Source organism: Mycobacterium sp. SMC-8, from assembly GCF_025263565.1.
Lineage (GTDB): Bacteria > Actinomycetota > Actinomycetes > Mycobacteriales > Mycobacteriaceae > Mycobacterium.
The window spans coordinates 5706507-5722827 of sequence record NZ_CP079865.1 but is presented as its reverse complement, the minus strand read 5'-3'; the positions used below and the strand labels follow the sequence as shown (position 1 = coordinate 5722827).

Below are 16321 nucleotides of genomic sequence, written 5' to 3'. Positions count from 1 at the left end.
TCGTTTACGTGCCTGCATTCTCCCGGATTAGCCGGTCAACAGGCAGATCCCAGTGGCACCCATCGAACGGCGCAAACCATGCTCGGCGGCGGCCTCAGCCATGCCGTGCGAGGTGAATTGGGTCCCGCGGTCTGAATGCAGTATGACGCCGTTGGCGTTGCCGCCGCGGGTGAACACTGCCCGATCCACGGCCGTGGTCACCAACTCGGTGCGCATGTGATCATCGACCGCCCAGCCCAGTGCCCGGCGGGAATGTTCGTCGCGGATCGCACACAGAAACATGTCGCCTTCACCGCAGCTCAGGTAGGTGATGTCGGTGGACCACACCGCGTCGATACGGCCCTGGTCAAAGCGGCGACCCACCAGATCCGGCGGGAACGACGCGCACGGATCAACGACCGTGGTGGTCTTGAAGGTGCGCGGACTGACGCCCTCGATGCCCAACTCCGCCATGATCTTGGCGACCGTGTTGTGCGAAACCTGGTCCCCGGCCTCATGCAGATCGGCGGTGATCCGTGATCCGCCCCGGCGTGTCCGGAGAGTTCTTCTGTTGGGAAGGATGGGCACGTGGGAACGAAGTCATCGAAGCGGTATCCAGACGAGCTGAAGGCGCGAGCGGTGCAGATGGTGGCCGATCTGCGCAGCGACACGGTCTCGGAGTGGGAGGCGATGGGCCGGGTTGCTGATCTGCTGGGCGTCGGTACCGCCGAGACGGTGCGCAAATGGGTCCGCCAGGCCGAGATCGACGCCGGAGATCGGGCTGGGCAGACCAGCGAGGAATCCGAGGTCCTGCGCAAGCTGCGCCGGGAGAACGCCGAACTCAAGCGGGCCAACGCGATTTTGAAGGCGGCGTCGGTTTTCTTCGCTGCCGAGCTCGACCGGCCGTCTCAGTAGTCGTGGAGTTCATCAGCGCCCACCAGCACATGCGTGTGGGCGCTGATGGTCTCAAGTGGGGTGTCGAGTCGATGTGCGCCGTGCTCTCGGAGTTCGGCGTCGTGATCGCCCCGTCGACGTATTACGCCCACCGCGCCCGCCGTGGCCCCTCGAAGGCGGACTGGACTGATGCGCAGGTGATCGACGCCATCTGGCGGCTGCGCCGATCCAACAAGCTGTTCGCGGTTCTGGGTGCCCGTAAGACGTGGATTGTGTTGCGTACCAACGGACTCGATGTCTCACGGTGTGTTGTGGAGCGGGTCATGCGGGAGATGGGTTGGCGGGGTGCGTGCAAGCGCCGCCGGGTGCGCACCACCATTGCTGATCCGGCAGCAACGCGAGCTCCGGATCGGGTCGCGCGGCATTTCGTCGCCGGCGCGCCGGACCGTTTGTGGGTGGCCGATTTCACGTACTGCCGGACCCGTGCCGGCTGGGCCTACACAGCGTTCGTGACCGACGTCTACGCCCGCAAGATCGTAGGCTGGAAGGTGGCCACCGAGATGACCCAGAAGCTGGTGACCGATGCGATCAACCACGCCATAGATACCAGGAAGCGTTCTGGTGCAACATTTTTGGATGATCTGATCCATCACAGCGATGCGGGCTCTCAATATACGGCGGTAGCGTTCACTGAACACTTGGCCGCTGAAGGGATCCTGCCCTCAGTCGGATCGGTGGGCGATAGCTTCGACAACGCCTTGGCCGAATCGGTGAACAGCAGCTACAAGACCGAACTCATCGACCACCAGCCGCCGTATCCCGGTGCCGCCGACCTCTCGCTGGCAACCGCCGAATGGGTGGCTTTCTACAACCGGCAGCGACCGAATGGCTACTGCCAGGACCTGACTCCGGACCGGGCCGAAGCCCTCTATTACCATCGCCAACGGCACCCTCATACCGAGGAGGCACTCAGATAAGAGAACCTCCCGACATGCCGGGGTGGATCACCGCGGCGACCCGTAGGTGCCGTTGGAGTTCGTGTGATGGGTCAGAATCTTGACTTCCAGGTCCCGGCGACGCTGGACTGCCGGCGTGGGCTCGCTGGCCCGGAGACGGTCGCGATGCTTGTAGTAGCCCGAGGTGGACACACCCAGCAGCTGGGCCATCCTGACGACATCGTGGGAGGCGCACTCCGCGGCCATGAGCTCGAACCGGCTCACTTTAGATGCTTGCCCGCAAAGTGAACCATCCCGCGTTTGATGCGCACCTCCTTCCTTGGGAAGGTGCATGTCATGCTGAAGCGCCCCAGGTTTGATGCCGCATCTTTCTGAGTTGGAAGGATGCAAACCATGCCGAAGAAGATCGACCCGAACGTCAGGGAGCGCTGTGTGCGGCAGGTGCTGGATACCTTGCCGCTGTACCCGTCGGTGACTGCCGCGTGTGAGGCCGTCGCGCGGCGTGAGGGCGTTGGGAAGGAATCGGTGCGCCGCTGGGTCGTGCAGGCCCAGATCGACGGGGGTCAGCGTCAGGGCGCTACGAGCGAGGAGCTCGCTGAGATCAAGGAGCTCAAGGCCAAGGTGCGCCGGCTTGAGGAGGATAACGAGATTCTGCGGCGGGCCTCGATTTTCTTCGCGGGGGAACTCGACCCCCGCAACCGATGATCGTCGCGTTCATCGACGAGCTGCGGGCCCAGGGCCACGCGGTCGAGTCGATCTGTCGAGTCCTGCGTGAGCAGGGCGCGCAGATCGCCGCGCGGACCTACCGTGACTGGGCACGGGCCAACCGGCCTGTCGCTGACCGGACGATCACCGACGCCATGGTCACCAATCAGGTTCGCGACCTGGTCTGGACGGTCGATCACGCAGGAGTGCGGCGGATGACCCCAGAAGGTCTCTACGGCCGCCGGAAAATGACAGCGCTCGTGAAGCGCACCACCCCCAACGCGTCGCCGGGCAGCGTGGACCGAGCGATGAGATTGCTTGGCCTGCAGGGTGTCCGACGCTCAAAGGGGATCCGGACCACTATCGCGGCCAAGGACGGTAAGCGCGCCGGTGATCTCCTCGATCGGGACTTCACGGCCCAAGCACCCAACCGCACCTGGGTCATGGACTTCACCTACGCCCGCACCTGGGTTGGATTTGTCTACGTCGCGTTCATCCTCGACGTGTTCGCCCAGAAGATCATCGCGTGGAACGTGGCAACCACTAAGGCCGTCGAGCTGGTCGACGTGCCGCTACGCATGGCCTTGTGGCAGCGCGACCGTGAGGGTCACCCCGTGGTCCGCGGAGAGCTCATCGGTCACGCCGATGCCGGGTCGCAATACACCTCGATCACTTTCACCGACCACCTTGCCGAGGAGGGCATCTTGCCCTCGATCGGGTCGGTAGCCGACTGCCTGTTGACCGGCTAATCCGGGAGAATGCAGGCACGTAAACGACACGCCAGCAAGGAAAATGCTTGACTGGCGGTAGGCGGCGGGGTTGCACTTGTCTTATGGCGATTCAGCATCAGCTGCGTCTGCAACCAGGCACCGATGTCGCCTGGGTGTTGTCCGGTCCGGGCTGTGAGAAGTACGCGTTGGTCAACGAGTACCTGGGGTATTTGGCCGACCGGAATTATTCTCCCCGCACGCTGCGGGCCTACGGCTATGACCTGCTGGCATTCTGCCGTTGGCTCGACGACGTCGATGTCACATTGAGTGCGGTGACCACCGAGACGGTGCTGGACTTCATGCGGCACTGCCGGCAGACTCCGATCGCGGGGCGCCCCGCCAATGTGGTGTCGATGACCGGCGCGGCCTACGACCACTACTCGTCGATGACCATCAACCACCGCCTTGCCGCATTGACCGGCCTGTACCAGTTCCGCGAACTGCGTGACCCCAGGCTGCGGAGCCCGATCCCTAGTGGCCGCGAAGCCCGTCGGGTCAGCGCTGAGGAACGCACCGGCTTGCTTGGACATTTGGTCCGGCCCAAACGCCGATCGGCGCTGCGGCTGCGCGAACCGCGTCGGCTGCCGCGGGCCTTGAATCGTCACGAGACCGCTCAGCTGTTATCGAGCCTGCGGACGTGGCGTGACCGGGCACTGGCTGGGCTGATGTTGTTGTCCGGGCTTCGATCTGGAGAACTGCTGACCCTCAACGTGACCGATGTCGATATCGGTGCCCGCTGGGTGAAGGTGATGGGCAAAGGCGCCAAGGAGCGCCGCGTGCCTCTCGATGTGGAGGTCGCCGGGCTGATCCAAACCTATCTGCTCGTTGAAAGACCCGAATCGGACAGCAACCTCCTATTCCTGGTCGCGAAAGGCCCGCATCGGGGCCAACCCTTGACCGCGGCCGGTTTACGCACAATCTTCCGGTATCACCGAGCCAAGACCGGGGTGCTCGCGGGTCACCCGCATGCGTTACGACATACCTTCGGCACCGCGATGGCCGAGGCCGGGGTGGATCTGGCGGTGATGCAAGCTCTGCTCGGGCACTCCCACATCGACACCACAGCCCGCTACATCCATCTGGCACCCATCCACGTCAAGGCGGAATACGATGCTGCCCGAACACGATTACGTTCCCGCCCCTGAAACACCGGCGCAGATCTACGCTGCCTACCTGGTTCACCTACAACGCCGGGACCGCGGCAACACCGCTTATGCCCAAGCCGCCCGATCGTTTCTACGGCGCTGGCCCCGAGTCCAGACCTGGGCCGACATCCCACTGCAGCAGCAGTTGGCGGCGAACTGTTCGACGCGGCCGTTTATCACGTTCCTGATGGTCAGCCGACGGCTGCAACCGGGTTACGACTACCTCGTGCACCGCAAACTCTGCAGCCTCTGGCACGAGCTGACCGACAGCTGCCTGCAACCCGACCTCGATCAGTTCCTGCGCGCAGCAGCCGAATTGGGTTTCAGTCAGCGGGTCGCTTCGGCGATCGGCTCGCAGATCATCGCCCGCCTGCTGATCCAGACCGCCCGCCCCCTGGCCGATCTGCGGGAACATGATCTGCAAGAGTTGCTGCACGCTTGCGATAGCCGACAGGAACGCACCGGCCGCGGTGCCAGGCACTATCGCAGCACCACCCACAGTGCCCGCCAGATCCTGTTCCACCTCGGCATCCTCGACGACCAAGCACCTCCGGCGGTCGCCCCGTTGACCCTCGAGGAGCGCATGGCCGACGTCCCGGCGGCGCTGCGGCCGGAGTTCGTGGCCTATCTGAACCGCAAATACGCCACCTGCGTGCCCAAAACGGTCAGCTCCCTGGCCACCCGATTGGCACATTTCGGCCGCTACCTCGCCGCCACCGACCCCAGCCTGACCTCGCTGAACCAACTGGACCGCCGCCGGCACATCGAGCCGTTCATCACCTCGCTGACCACCGCCACCAACAGCGTCACCGGTGAGCCGATCACCATCGCCGACCGGATCCGACGCATCCACGCGGTGGGCAACTTCCTGGCCGAAATCACCGAATGGGGATGGGACGACGCCCCACCGCGGCGCCTGATCTTCCGCACCGACATGCCGCGCCCACCCCGCTGTCTGCCCCGATATCTACCGGTCGATGCAGACCGCACACTCACTGCCGCCCTGGCGAAATCACCTTACCGACTCGCCGCTGACGCCCTGCTGGTGCAGCGGGCCTGCGGACTGCGCATCGGTGAACTGCTCGACCTCGAACTCGACTGCATCCACGAGATCCCGGGCCAGGGATCGTGGCTCAAAGTTCCCCTCGGCAAGCTCAACTCCGAACGCATGATCCCCGTCGACGACGAGGTCCTCACCCTCGTGGACCGCATCACCACAACCCGCTCCTGCGGGCGACCGATGATCCATCCCCGCACCGGCGCCCCCGCCGACTTCCTGTTCACTCACCACGGGAAAAGACTGTCCCAGAACGCAATACGCGAAGAACTGAACCGGGCAGCCCAAGCTGCTGGCCTAGGACACATCACACCGCATCAACTGCGACACACCTATGCCACTGCACTGATCAACGCTGGAGTATCGCTGCAGGCCCTCATGGCACTGCTGGGCCACGTCTCCTCCCAGATGAGTCTGCGATATGCCCACCTCTTCGACCACACCGTACGCACCGAATACGAACGCGCCTTGGACCTGGCCAAAAGTCATATCGGAGCGCTGCCCACCACCACCGCAGTCGGGTTGCCGCTGACCGATATCACCGGCACCGGCTGGAAAGACACCCCGGCCATCAAATCCCGCCTGGCCGGCGGATACTGCCTACGCGCACCCGCGCAAGGGTCCTGCCCGTATGCCAACATCTGCGAACACTGTCCCAGCTTCCACACCGACGCCACCCACCTCGCTGTCCTTGCCGCCCAACGCATCGACGCCCACGATCTGGCCGTAGACGCAGAAAAACGGGGATGGATCAACGAAGCCGACCGCCACCGCAAGCTCGTCTCCCGACTCGACGCGCTCATCACCGCAGCGGCATCCGCATGAACGAACCCGCCCTGCTGCGCGTCGAACGGGTCTGCGCCAACCTCGCCACCGCCGGCCAGCCCATCACCTTCACCGCCGTCGCCGAGCACGCCCAGATCAGCCGCGCCACCCTCTACCGCGACCGCCAGCTCCGCGCCATCGTCGACGAACACCGCACCCGACAAACCGACGCCCGCACCCTCACCGGCCTGGCCACCGACGTCGCCCACCTACGCACCGCCGTCGAAGCACTCGCCGCACGCGTCAAACGCCACGACGAACAACTCCGCAAACTCACCACACCACCCCGACAATGAACCACTCCGCACGCCAACACAGCTCCCTGAGCCCGCATTAGCCGGTCAAGCCTACGACAACGCGTTGATGGAGTGCGTAATCGGGCTGTACAAGACCGAGTGCATCCGCACCACGATCTTCCACGCCGGCCCCTACCGCAACATCGGAGACGTCGAGTACGCCACCGCCGGCTGGGTCGACTGGTACAACACCAGGCGCCTGCACAGCAGCCTTGAGATGATGACCCCCGTGGAGTTCGAGCAAGCCCATTACGCGACCCTCAACCGAGAGCCGCAACCCGTATAGAAGCGGCGGAGAACCTGGGGCGGTTCATGCCGAGCAAGTACGACCCGGAGACCCGAGCGAAGGCGGTCCGTCTGGTGCGCGAGCACCGGGAGGACTATCCGAGCGAGTGGGCGGCGATTACCGCGGTGTCCAAACGGTTGGGGATGAACGCCGAGACGCTGCGTAATTGGATTCGCCAGCAACAGGTCGATGACGGTGATCGAGACGGGGTCTCTTCGGAGGCGGCTGCGGAGATCCGGGCGTTGAAACGGCGTAACGCCGAGCTGGAGCAGACTATCGAAATCCTCAAGGCGGCAACGTCTTTCTTCGTGCGGGAGAGCGACCCGCGCAGCCGCCGCTGACCGCTACGGTCTGCGAGTTCATCGCCGCCCACCGGGACCGTTTCGGGGTCGCTCCGATCTGCCGCGTGCTCACCGAGCACGCCGTGCCGATCGCCCCGCGGACATTTCATGCCTGGGCGGTGCGGGCGCCCTCGAAACGGGCCCTGTGGGACGCCACGATCACCGAGATCCTAGCCGGCTACTACGAGCCTGATGAGCACGGACGCCGCAGGCCCGAGTCGCTGTACGGGTCGCTGAAGATGTGGGCCCATCTGCAGCGTCAGGGCATCCCGGTGGCCAAGTCCACCGTGGAACGCCTGATGCGCAAGAACGGCTGGCAAGGCGTGCGCCGCCAGAAGAGGGTCCGCACCACGATCCCCGACCCGGAGGCGGTGCGACCGCCGGACCTGGTGGACCGCCAGTTCGGGGTGGCCGCACCCAACGTGCTGCTCGTGGCCGACTTCACCTACGTCAAGCTCGTCACCGGCGTGTTCGTCTACGTCGCGTTCGTCATCGACGCCTACGCCGGGTCGATCGTGGGCTGGGAAGCCTCGGCGTCCAAGCACACCCGCTTCGTCGAATCCGCGCTGCGTCAGGCCGCTGCACTGCGTGCCCGCCAAGGCCATCCCGTCGACGGCGCAATCCATCACAGCGACGCCGGCTCGCAGTACACGAGTGTGAGATTCGGTGAGACACTGAGCCTTTCGGGAATTCGCCCGTCCGTGGGCAGTGTTGGGGATTGCCTGTTGACCGGCTAATCCGGGAGAATGCAGGCACGTAAACGACACGCCAGCAAGGAAAATGCTTGACTGGCGGTAGGCGGCGGGGTTGCACTTGTCTTATGGCGATTCAGCATCAGCTGCGTCTGCACCCAGGCACCGATGTCGCCTGGGTGTTGTCCGGTCCGGGCTGTGAGAAGTACGCGTTGGTCAACGAGTACCTGGGGTATTTGGCCGACCGGAATTATTCTCCCCGCACGCTGCGGGCCTACGGCTATGACCTGCTGGCATTCTGCCGTTGGCTCGACGACGTCGATGTCACATTGAGTGCGGTGACCACCGAGACGGTGCTGGACTTCATGCGGCACTGCCGGCAGACTCCGATCGCGGGGCGCCCCGCCAATGTGGTGTCGATGACCGGCGCGGCCTACGACCACTACTCGTCGACGACCATCAACCACCGCCTTGCCGCATTGACCGGCCTGTACCAGTTCCGCGAACTGCGTGACCCCAGGCTGCGGAGCCCGATCCCTAGTGGCCGCGAAGCCCGTCGGGTCAGCGCTGAGGAACGCACCGGCTTGCTTGGACATTTGGTCCGGCCCAAACGCCGATCGGCGCTGCGGCTGCGCGAACCGCGTCGGCTGCCGCGGGCCTTGAATCGTCACGAGACCGCTCAGCTGTTATCGAGCCTGCGGACGTGGCGTGACCGGGCACTGGCTGGGCTGATGTTGTTGTCCGGGCTTCGATCTGGAGAACTGCTGACCCTCAACGTGACCGATGTCGATATCGGTGCCCGCTGGGTGAAGGTGATGGGCAAAGGCGCCAAGGAGCGCCGCGTGCCTCTCGATGTGGAGGTCGCCGGGCTGATCCAAACCTATCTGCTCGTTGAAAGACCCGAATCGGACAGCAACCTCCTATTCCTGGTCGCGAAAGGCCCGCATCGGGGCCAACCCTTGACCGCGGCCGGTTTACGCACAATCTTCCGGTATCACCGAGCCAAGACCGGGGTGCTCGCGGGTCACCCGCATGCGTTACGACATACCTTCGGCACCGCGATGGCCGAGGCCGGGGTGGATCTGGCGGTGATGCAAGCTCTGCTCGGGCACTCCCACATCGACACCACAGCCCGCTACATCCATCTGGCACCCATCCACGTCAAGGCGGAATACGATGCTGCCCGAACACGATTACGTTCCCGCCCCTGAAACACCGGCGCAGATCTACGCTGCCTACCTGGTTCACCTACAACGCCGGGACCGCGGCAACACCGCTTATGCCCAAGCCGCCCGATCGTTTCTACGGCGCTGGCCCCGAGTCCAGACCTGGGCCGACATCCCACTGCAGCAGCAGTTGGCGGCGAACTGTTCGACGCGGCCGTTTATCACGTTCCTGATGGTCAGCCGACGGCTGCAACCGGGTTACGACTACCTCGTGCACCGCAAACTCTGCAGCCTCTGGCACGAGCTGACCGACAGCTGCCTGCAACCCGACCTCGATCAGTTCCTGCGCGCAGCAGCCGAATTGGGTTTCAGTCAGCGGGTCGCTTCGGCGATCGGCTCGCAGATCATCGCCCGCCTGCTGATCCAGACCGCCCGCCCCCTGGCCGATCTGCGGGAACATGATCTGCAAGAGTTGCTGCACGCTTGCGATAGCCGACAGGAACGCACCGGCCGCGGTGCCAGGCACTATCGCAGCACCACCCACAGTGCCCGCCAGATCCTGTTCCACCTCGGCATCCTCGACGACCAAGCACCTCCGGCGGTCGCCCCGTTGACCCTCGAGGAGCGCATGGCCGACGTCCCGGCGGCGCTGCGGCCGGAGTTCGTGGCCTATCTGAACCGCAAATACGCCACCTGCGTGCCCAAAACGGTCAGCTCCCTGGCCACCCGATTGGCACATTTCGGCCGCTACCTCGCCGCCACCGACCCCAGCCTGACCTCGCTGAACCAACTGGACCGCCGCCGGCACATCGAGCCGTTCATCACCTCGCTGACCACCGCCACCAACAGCGTCACCGGTGAGCCGATCACCATCGCCGACCGGATCCGACGCATCCACGCGGTGGGCAACTTCCTGGCCGAAATCACCGAATGGGGATGGGACGACGCCCCACCGCGGCGCCTGATCTTCCGCACCGACATGCCGCGGCCACCCCGCTGTCTGCCCCGATATCTACCGGTCGATGCAGACCGCACACTCACTGCCGCCCTGGCGAAATCACCTTACCGACTCGCCGCTGACGCCCTGCTGGTGCAGCGGGCCTGCGGACTGCGCATCGGTGAACTGCTCGACCTCGAACTCGACTGCATCCACGAGATCCCGGGCCAGGGATCGTGGCTCAAAGTTCCCCTCGGCAAGCTCAACTCCGAACGCATGATCCCCGTCGACGACGAGGTCCTCACCCTCGTGGACCGCATCACCACAACCCGCTCCTGCGGGCGACCGATGATCCATCCCCGCACCGGCGCCCCCGCCGACTTCCTGTTCACTCACCACGGGAAAAGACTGTCCCAGAACGCAATACGCGAAGAACTGAACCGGGCAGCCCAAGCTGCTGGCCTAGGACACATCACACCGCATCAACTGCGACACACCTATGCCACTGCACTGATCAACGCTGGAGTATCGCTGCAGGCCCTCATGGCACTGCTGGGCCACGTCTCCTCCCAGATGAGTCTGCGATATGCCCACCTCTTCGACCACACCGTACGCACCGAATACGAACGCGCCTTGGACCTGGCCAAAAGTCATATCGGAGCGCTGCCCACCACCACCGCAGTCGGGTTGCCGCTGACCGATATCACCGGCACCGGCTGGAAAGACACCCCGGCCATCAAATCCCGCCTGGCCGGCGGATACTGCCTACGCGCACCCGCGCAAGGGTCCTGCCCGTATGCCAACATCTGCGAACACTGTCCCAGCTTCCACACCGACGCCACCCACCTCGCTGTCCTTGCCGCCCAACGCATCGACGCCCACGATCTGGCCGTAGACGCAGAAAAACGGGGATGGATCAACGAAGCCGACCGCCACCGCAAGCTCGTCTCCCGACTCGACGCGCTCATCACCGCAGCGGCATCCGCATGAACGAACCCGCCCTGCTGCGCGTCGAACGGGTCTGCGCCAACCTCGCCACCGCCGGCCAGCCCATCACCTTCACCGCCGTCGCCGAGCACGCCCAGATCAGCCGCGCCACCCTCTACCGCGACCGCCAGCTCCGCGCCATCGTCGACGAACACCGCACCCGACAAACCGACGCCCGCACCCTCACCGGCCTGGCCACCGACGTCGCCCACCTACGCACCGCCGTCGAAGCACTCGCCGCACGCGTCAAACGCCACGACGAACAACTCCGCAAACTCACCACACCACCCCGACAATGAACCACTCCGCACGCCAACACAGCTCCCTGAGCCCGCATTAGCCGGTCAAGCCTTCGACAACGCGCTGGCTGAGACGACCATCGGCCTGTACAAGAACGAATGTGTCCGGGCGGATTCCCCGTTTCGCCGCGGCCCACTGAACACCGTGGGCGACGTCGAATACATCACCGCCGACTACGTCGCCTGGTACAACCAGCAGCGCCTGATGCACCGCCTCGGACGCATTCCGCCGGCCGAAGCCGAAGCCCGCTACTATTCCCAACTCGTGACCGGTAGACCGGCCGGATCACAGAAACCTGAGGGTGCATGAAACCCGGGACGGTTCAGCTTTATCAAGTGAGAGTGGCCGTCCCGACACGGCCCAAGAGCTGTTAAACGCTGGTGAACGGTTGGAACCGCTCGAAGCTTCGACACTCGGTCGCAAGAGCACGCAGTCGCGCGATCCTCGCCCGTTGGTCAGACCTGTCTTGCCTGCGCTAATGCCGCTGAATGTGAACGAGGGGCTCGAATCCGAACCACGCCAATACCTTGCGAGCCGGGCAGCGCTCTATGAACGGGTCCTCTCTCGCGAACTCCCCGAGGGGCGACTATATCGCGACGACGAACTCATCACTCTTGCGTTCACCGCCCACCGACACGCCAGTGCATCGGTCGCGGCGTTCATGCTGGAACGCGAAAAGGCATATTACGGTGAGCGATTCGAGCCGCAGAATCTCGCCGGGAGGGGGATCACGTTTACCCTCGCAGCCGAGATCGCTGGTCTTTGTGCGCGCTGGAGCGCGGAACTGCCGGACCTTGCGGCAGCCGCCACCGTGGTCTCCTCCTCGCTGCGGACGGCGTACTGGCTTTGGTTGGAAGACGACGACCGAGCAATGGCGGCTCTTCGCTGTACTCTCGAACAGACAGCGCGACTACGCACTTGGCACATCAAACCGGCCAAAGCGGCTGCTCTTGAGGGCAGCCCCGGTACTACTCCGCGGGATTGGTTGGAGGGAGCGGGCTGGCGGCGGCTAGGCGCGTTGAACCGCGCGCTTAGCGAGTTCGCGCATGCACATCGGGGGACCAGGTGGGACGGAGCACGAGAGTTACTCTCGGCTCTGCAGATTGAGCCAGATTCTTCCATTGCTCCGTTTACAGCCCGCGGCGCAGCTCTCGACTTTGTCACGACACTTGCTGCGCGAGAAACCATCCGGATTATTGATGCCAGGCATTCGGCGACGATCGCATCCGCAATGCGTGCAGCGATGACGCTCGGTGGTCTCAACATGTCGGCCGACGAACACGCCCTGGAGAACGTGCTTGATCATGTGTGGGAACATCGAGAGTATCCCCTCGGGCCACCTCAGTTTCGTTCAGCAGAAGAGCTTTGACGATCCAACCCGGCCGCGGCCACCACAAATGACTCTGCGCCATGGTGTGTCGAACGCAGCTCCAGGGATGCGCGGGTAGTCGTCCCACCGGTACTTCGCCGAGCCCGGTGCTTGGCGGACGAACGCCCGTCGCAACTTCCCGCGCCAGCGGCTATCCCCACACTTCGTCGCTCTACGGTGAGGAACGGATGAGCCGAGCAGTGTCACGGTGACCCATGAGTCGCACGTGACCACGATGCGGGGCTTCAATGTGCGGTTGGCGCCGCGAAACCCTAGCGGCGCTACACGCGGCGAGAGCGCGTGCGAGCTACGGGACCCGGCCTACTTCTGAAGGCCAATTCGGTTGTCGCGCAGCCTGTCGTCGCCTCAGTCGCGGGGTAAGTCGGGGCCCACCACGTCCTCGTCTCCCGGGTCGTCCGTGACTACAAGCGGGTCCTCTGAGGTATCAACGATGTCATTGTCGAGCCGGCTGCGCATATCTACGGCTGACGGGTGACTGTGGAAGACAGCAGCGTGGGCTTCGGGGGTATGGATGGCGCCCTGCCATCCCTTCGCTGCGCGGTATGCGGATATCGCCTCAAGAATGTCGCTGGGCTTGCGCGACGGATACTCATCGGTGAGGTTCCCCAGAAGTAGTGGACATCTGAGATAGCGGGACGGTGGTCCCGTGGAAGGATGTTCGTATGTCTGGTCGTCGGCGTTCGTTTACCCCGGAGTATCGGGTGGAGGCCGCGCATCGGGTGATCGATGGGAATCGGCGGGTTGCTGAGGTGGCCCGTGAGTTGGATTTGCATGAGAATCAGCTGCACAAGTGGGTGGCTGATGAGCGGCGGCGGATGGCCGCTGCGGTCGGCGGTACTGTGCCGGAGCCTGGTGACAGTCAGCAGCTTTCACCGGATGAGCGGGCGGAATTGATACGGCTACGGGCCAAGGTTGCCGAGCAGTCCAAGGACATCGCATTCCTGGAAAAAGCGTCGGCGTACTTTGCGGGCAAGCATCTAAAGTGAGCCGGTTCGAGCTCATGGCCGCGGAGTGCGCCTCCCACGATGTCGTCAGGATGGCCCAGCTGCTGGGTGTGTCCACCTCGGGCTACTACAAGCATCGCGACCGTCTCCGGGCCAGCGAGCCCACGCCGGCAGTCCAGCGTCGCCGGGACCTGGAAGTCAAGATTCTGACCCATCACACGAACTCCAACGGCACCTACGGGTCGCCGCGGATCACCGCCGATCTGCATGAGGCCGGGGACCAGGTTTCGCACAACACGGTCGCCAAGATCATGGCGGAGTTGGGCATCGAGGGCGTCAGTCCGCGCACCTTCAAGACCACCACGGTCGTTGATCCGTGCGCGTCGTTCCCGCCGGATCTGGTGGGTCGCCGCTTTGACCAGGGCCGTATCGACGCGGTGTGGTCCACCGACATCACCTACCTGAGCTGCGGTGAAGGCGACATGTTTCTGTGTGCGATCCGCGACGAACATTCCCGCCGGGCACTGGGCTGGGCGGTCGATGATCACATGCGCACCGAGTTGGTGACCACGGCCGTGGATCGGGCAGTGTTCACCCGCGGCGGCAACGCCAACGGCGTCATACTGCATTCAGACCGCGGGACCCAATTCACCTCGCACGGCATGGCTGAGGCCGCCGCCGAGCATGGTTTGCGCCGTTCGATGGGTGCCACTGGGATCTGCTGGGATAACGCCGGTGCCGAATCGCTGTGGTCGACGTTCAAGCATGAGTTCTACTACCGGCACACTTTCGCGACGAAAGTCGAATTGATTGCAGCAGTTGACAATTGGATGCGATTCTACAATCATCAACGTAGGCACTCGGCGATCGGTCAGCGCTCACCAATTAGCTACGAACGCACCATGAGTGTCACCCTGGAAGCAAGCTAACCGCGTCCACTTTTTCTGGGGAACCCCACGGTGATCAAGGTGCTGTCGTTGAACGCCGCGGCGAGCGCGAGCGACGGAGCGACCTCGTCGAGTTCCCGCGCGAGTGCGAACACGGGGTAGGGCTTCCCACCCCACACACCCTTGAGGAGATGCGTTCCAACTAGGTGCGCCCGACGTTCGCGCTGGTCCTGGTCGTTGTAGTGCTTAAACAGCAGGTGAGCGACCTCGACCGTTAGCACGAAGTACCTCCGCGTCGCGTACTTGAGTAAACGGAATCCGGTGTCGATGCTCGGACCGACGAAGTCCATCGCGAACTCTGCTGAAGGTTCCTCAGTCGCTGCGTTCAATGTCGCCTCGTTGGCCGCCTCGGCGTCGATCTGCGACTCGTCATCCTTCGCGCGAACGGTACGGGGGATGGCAACCCGGCGATCGGGTGATGGCACGGTGGCCAGGAACGCCCCACCCTTCAGAGTCATCGGTGTCTTCGGCAACAAGTGCTGCAATTCGAACTCGAGCATCGCCGCCAGCCACGCGTCGACAGCATCACTGCATTCCTGCTCAGACTGGATCAGGATCGAGAAGATCAGCTCGTCCCCGACGGCCTTCCATAGTGACAGGCGCCCGCCGAGGTTGGGGCACGACTTCGCGACTTCCGCCGAAAGAATCGATGGAAACTCTGTGTAGAACGCAAGGAACGTCTTGATCCATTCGTTCTCCCCGTTCTGCTTGAATTGGGTCGAGTTCTGCAGATCGCAGGAGAGGAACAGAATCGAGCCGTCGCGGTTGGCGCCTGACGCCATCAGGTGAGAAGGCCGAGGTACTCGGCGCGGACCTTCGCTGCTGGCACTGACACTTCGAAATGGCGGGCGACCCGCGACATGTCATGGCCCAGATGCTCGAAGACCGACCGGAAGTGGTCCTCGGGCATCAGGAGGTTGGACGCGAAAACGTTTGCTTGAGTCTCGGCGACATTACGGCCGAGGCGGGTGAAAGTTGAGATCGGGCCACCCACGCGATGGCTGGCTGGGGCGCGGTAGTGAAGGAAGTAATGCCCGAGCTCGTGGGCGATGGTGAACCTGTCGCGAAGCTGCGAGGTGTGTGTAGGGATGATCACCGTGAAGTCACCCGGCTCGCGCACCTCGAGCGACTCGGCGCGGTCATCAACGACAATCTCACCGCCTAGCCGCGTGAGCAGCTCGTGCACGTTGACGCGGCCGTTTGTGTCAATGACTCCGTGTTCGCGTGCGATTTGCTGGGCGTACGTCGCAATCGCGGCGTACGACAGCCTGGAACGGGGGGCCTCCACGGCACCCTGGCTCATCACGGTCATCACGTCACCTCCACTCCATCATCCCGCACTCTAGGTAAGCCCGTAGTGCGAGTTACATCGCACAGCCAGCTCCTTTGTGGTCCCGATGGCAGGGTCACTCACTAACCTGTACGCGCAGACTAGCGTGCGACGCGCGGGCGCTGGCGCTCGACACTCTGCTTACCTGAGCGACATGAGCCTAATGCGGGGTGCCGACATGTGGTGGTAAGACCTCGGCTGGGTTTACCTGGCGTCACCGGGTCATCACTGCTTGGCCCACACAACACCGGCCTGGCCACCCGGTATGGGGCATAACAACTTCATGTAGACGCCGCATAGCCAGGCGGCGCTGCCGCCGATTACCCATGCGATGACGCGTTGCTATCGAACAGTCTCTGCGGATGTGTCTGACC

14 protein-coding genes, 4 pseudogenes and 1 other annotated feature are annotated in these 16321 nt (G+C 63.9%); of the genes and pseudogenes, 14 read left to right on the top strand and 4 right to left on the bottom strand.

The window, feature by feature from the left end:
* Window positions 1-27 precede the first annotated feature (27 nt).
* The gene (locus KXD97_RS27545) at window positions 28-567 is read right to left on the bottom strand and encodes a DDE-type integrase/transposase/recombinase (protein WP_260754060.1); all 540 of its coding nucleotides are present in this window, start codon (window positions 565-567) and stop codon (window positions 28-30) included.
* A gap of 57 nt (window positions 568-624) precedes the next feature.
* Between KXD97_RS27545 and KXD97_RS27540 the strand changes: the two genes are divergently transcribed.
* Window positions 625-1850, top strand: a protein-coding gene (locus KXD97_RS27540) for an IS3 family transposase (RefSeq protein WP_260757937.1) whose coding sequence is annotated in 2 segments (ribosomal slippage) — window positions 625-856 and window positions 856-1850 — 1227 coding nt in all. Because the reading frame shifts where the segments join, the coding sequence is not laid out codon by codon here.
* A 27-nt stretch (window positions 1851-1877) separates the two neighbouring features.
* Here the strand turns inward: KXD97_RS27540 and KXD97_RS27535 are convergent.
* A complete protein-coding gene (locus KXD97_RS27535; RefSeq protein WP_260754058.1) occupies window positions 1878-2093 on the bottom strand; it encodes a hypothetical protein in 216 nt (71 codons plus the stop codon).
* Window positions 2094-2222: 129 nt separating this feature from the next.
* On the opposite strand from KXD97_RS27535, the pseudogene KXD97_RS27530 reads away from it, so the two are divergent.
* From KXD97_RS27530 to KXD97_RS27470, 13 genes and pseudogenes are all read left to right on the top strand, one after another.
* Window positions 2223-3265, top strand: a pseudogene (locus KXD97_RS27530) (IS3 family transposase); the annotation flags it as partial.
* Window positions 2492-2626 (top strand) — a sequence feature (AL1L pseudoknot). Its footprint overlaps the pseudogene before it by 135 nt.
* Window positions 3266-3366: 101 nt before the next feature.
* A complete protein-coding gene (locus KXD97_RS27525; protein ID WP_260754056.1) occupies window positions 3367-4449 on the top strand; it encodes a tyrosine-type recombinase/integrase in 1083 nt (360 codons plus the stop codon).
* Window positions 4415-6331: a site-specific integrase gene (locus tag KXD97_RS27520; RefSeq protein ID WP_260754053.1), complete on the top strand. Its 1917-nt coding sequence runs from the start codon at window positions 4415-4417 to the stop codon at window positions 6329-6331. Before KXD97_RS27525 ends, KXD97_RS27520 begins: the two co-directional genes overlap by 35 nt.
* Complete coding sequence (locus KXD97_RS27515; protein ID WP_260754051.1) at window positions 6328-6627, top strand: hypothetical protein; 300 nt, start codon at window positions 6328-6330, stop codon at window positions 6625-6627. The genes KXD97_RS27520 and KXD97_RS27515 overlap by 4 nt, the downstream gene beginning before the upstream one ends.
* A gap of 43 nt (window positions 6628-6670) precedes the next feature.
* A pseudogene (locus tag KXD97_RS27510) lies at window positions 6671-6913 on the top strand (integrase core domain-containing protein); the annotation flags it as partial.
* Window positions 6914-6939: 26 nt separating this feature from the next.
* A pseudogene (locus tag KXD97_RS27505) lies at window positions 6940-7973 on the top strand (IS3-like element ISMysp3 family transposase); the annotation flags it as partial.
* A gap of 101 nt (window positions 7974-8074) precedes the next feature.
* Complete coding sequence (locus tag KXD97_RS27500; RefSeq protein WP_260754055.1) at window positions 8075-9157, top strand: tyrosine-type recombinase/integrase; 1083 nt, start codon at window positions 8075-8077, stop codon at window positions 9155-9157.
* Complete coding sequence (locus KXD97_RS27495; RefSeq protein ID WP_260754053.1) at window positions 9123-11039, top strand: site-specific integrase; 1917 nt, start codon at window positions 9123-9125, stop codon at window positions 11037-11039. Before KXD97_RS27500 ends, KXD97_RS27495 begins: the two co-directional genes overlap by 35 nt.
* Window positions 11036-11335 carry a hypothetical protein gene (locus KXD97_RS27490; RefSeq protein WP_260754051.1) on the top strand — a complete coding sequence of 100 codons (300 nt, stop codon included), beginning with the start codon at window positions 11036-11038 and terminating at the stop codon, window positions 11333-11335. Before KXD97_RS27495 ends, KXD97_RS27490 begins: the two co-directional genes overlap by 4 nt.
* A 43-nt stretch (window positions 11336-11378) precedes the next feature.
* Window positions 11379-11645 (top strand): annotated as a pseudogene (locus KXD97_RS27485) (integrase core domain-containing protein); the annotation flags it as partial.
* A gap of 169 nt (window positions 11646-11814) precedes the next feature.
* Window positions 11815-12705, top strand: a complete 891-nt coding sequence (locus KXD97_RS27480) for a hypothetical protein (protein WP_260754050.1) — start codon at window positions 11815-11817, stop codon at window positions 12703-12705.
* A gap of 683 nt (window positions 12706-13388) precedes the next feature.
* The gene (locus KXD97_RS27475) at window positions 13389-13712 is read left to right on the top strand and encodes a transposase (RefSeq protein WP_396884579.1); all 324 of its coding nucleotides are present in this window, start codon (window positions 13389-13391) and stop codon (window positions 13710-13712) included.
* Entirely contained in the window at window positions 13709-14599 is an 891-nt protein-coding gene (locus tag KXD97_RS27470; protein ID WP_260754047.1) for an IS3 family transposase, read from the top strand. Before KXD97_RS27475 ends, KXD97_RS27470 begins: the two co-directional genes overlap by 4 nt.
* On the opposite strand, the gene KXD97_RS27465 is transcribed toward KXD97_RS27470, so the two are convergent.
* Window positions 14596-15399: a hypothetical protein gene (locus KXD97_RS27465; protein WP_260754046.1), complete on the bottom strand. Its 804-nt coding sequence runs from the start codon at window positions 15397-15399 to the stop codon at window positions 14596-14598. The two genes, KXD97_RS27470 and KXD97_RS27465, sit on opposite strands and share 4 nt — an antisense overlap.
* Window positions 15399-15929: an ImmA/IrrE family metallo-endopeptidase gene (locus KXD97_RS27460; RefSeq protein WP_260754044.1), complete on the bottom strand. Its 531-nt coding sequence runs from the start codon at window positions 15927-15929 to the stop codon at window positions 15399-15401. Before KXD97_RS27460 ends, KXD97_RS27465 begins: the two co-directional genes overlap by 1 nt.
* Window positions 15930-16321 lie beyond the last annotated feature (392 nt).

Excerpts from the sequence above, each read along its gene's own strand:
- KXD97_RS27475 (WP_396884579.1), top strand. The coding sequence starts at position 13,389 with ATGTCTGGTCGTCGGCGTTCGTTTACCCCGGAGTATCGGGTGGAGGCC.
- KXD97_RS27465 (WP_260754046.1), bottom strand. The coding sequence starts at position 15,399 with ATGGCGTCAGGCGCCAACCGCGACGGCTCGATTCTGTTCCTCTCCTGC.
- KXD97_RS27495 (WP_260754053.1), top strand. The coding sequence starts at position 9,123 with ATGCTGCCCGAACACGATTACGTTCCCGCCCCTGAAACACCGGCGCAG.
- KXD97_RS27520 (WP_260754053.1), top strand. The coding sequence starts at position 4,415 with ATGCTGCCCGAACACGATTACGTTCCCGCCCCTGAAACACCGGCGCAG.
- KXD97_RS27525 (WP_260754056.1), top strand. The coding sequence starts at position 3,367 with ATGGCGATTCAGCATCAGCTGCGTCTGCAACCAGGCACCGATGTCGCC.
- KXD97_RS27490 (WP_260754051.1), top strand. The coding sequence starts at position 11,036 with ATGAACGAACCCGCCCTGCTGCGCGTCGAACGGGTCTGCGCCAACCTC.
- KXD97_RS27515 (WP_260754051.1), top strand. The coding sequence starts at position 6,328 with ATGAACGAACCCGCCCTGCTGCGCGTCGAACGGGTCTGCGCCAACCTC.
- KXD97_RS27460 (WP_260754044.1), bottom strand. The coding sequence starts at position 15,929 with ATGACCGTGATGAGCCAGGGTGCCGTGGAGGCCCCCCGTTCCAGGCTG.
- KXD97_RS27480 (WP_260754050.1), top strand. The coding sequence starts at position 11,815 with ATGCCGCTGAATGTGAACGAGGGGCTCGAATCCGAACCACGCCAATAC.
- KXD97_RS27500 (WP_260754055.1), top strand. The coding sequence starts at position 8,075 with ATGGCGATTCAGCATCAGCTGCGTCTGCACCCAGGCACCGATGTCGCC.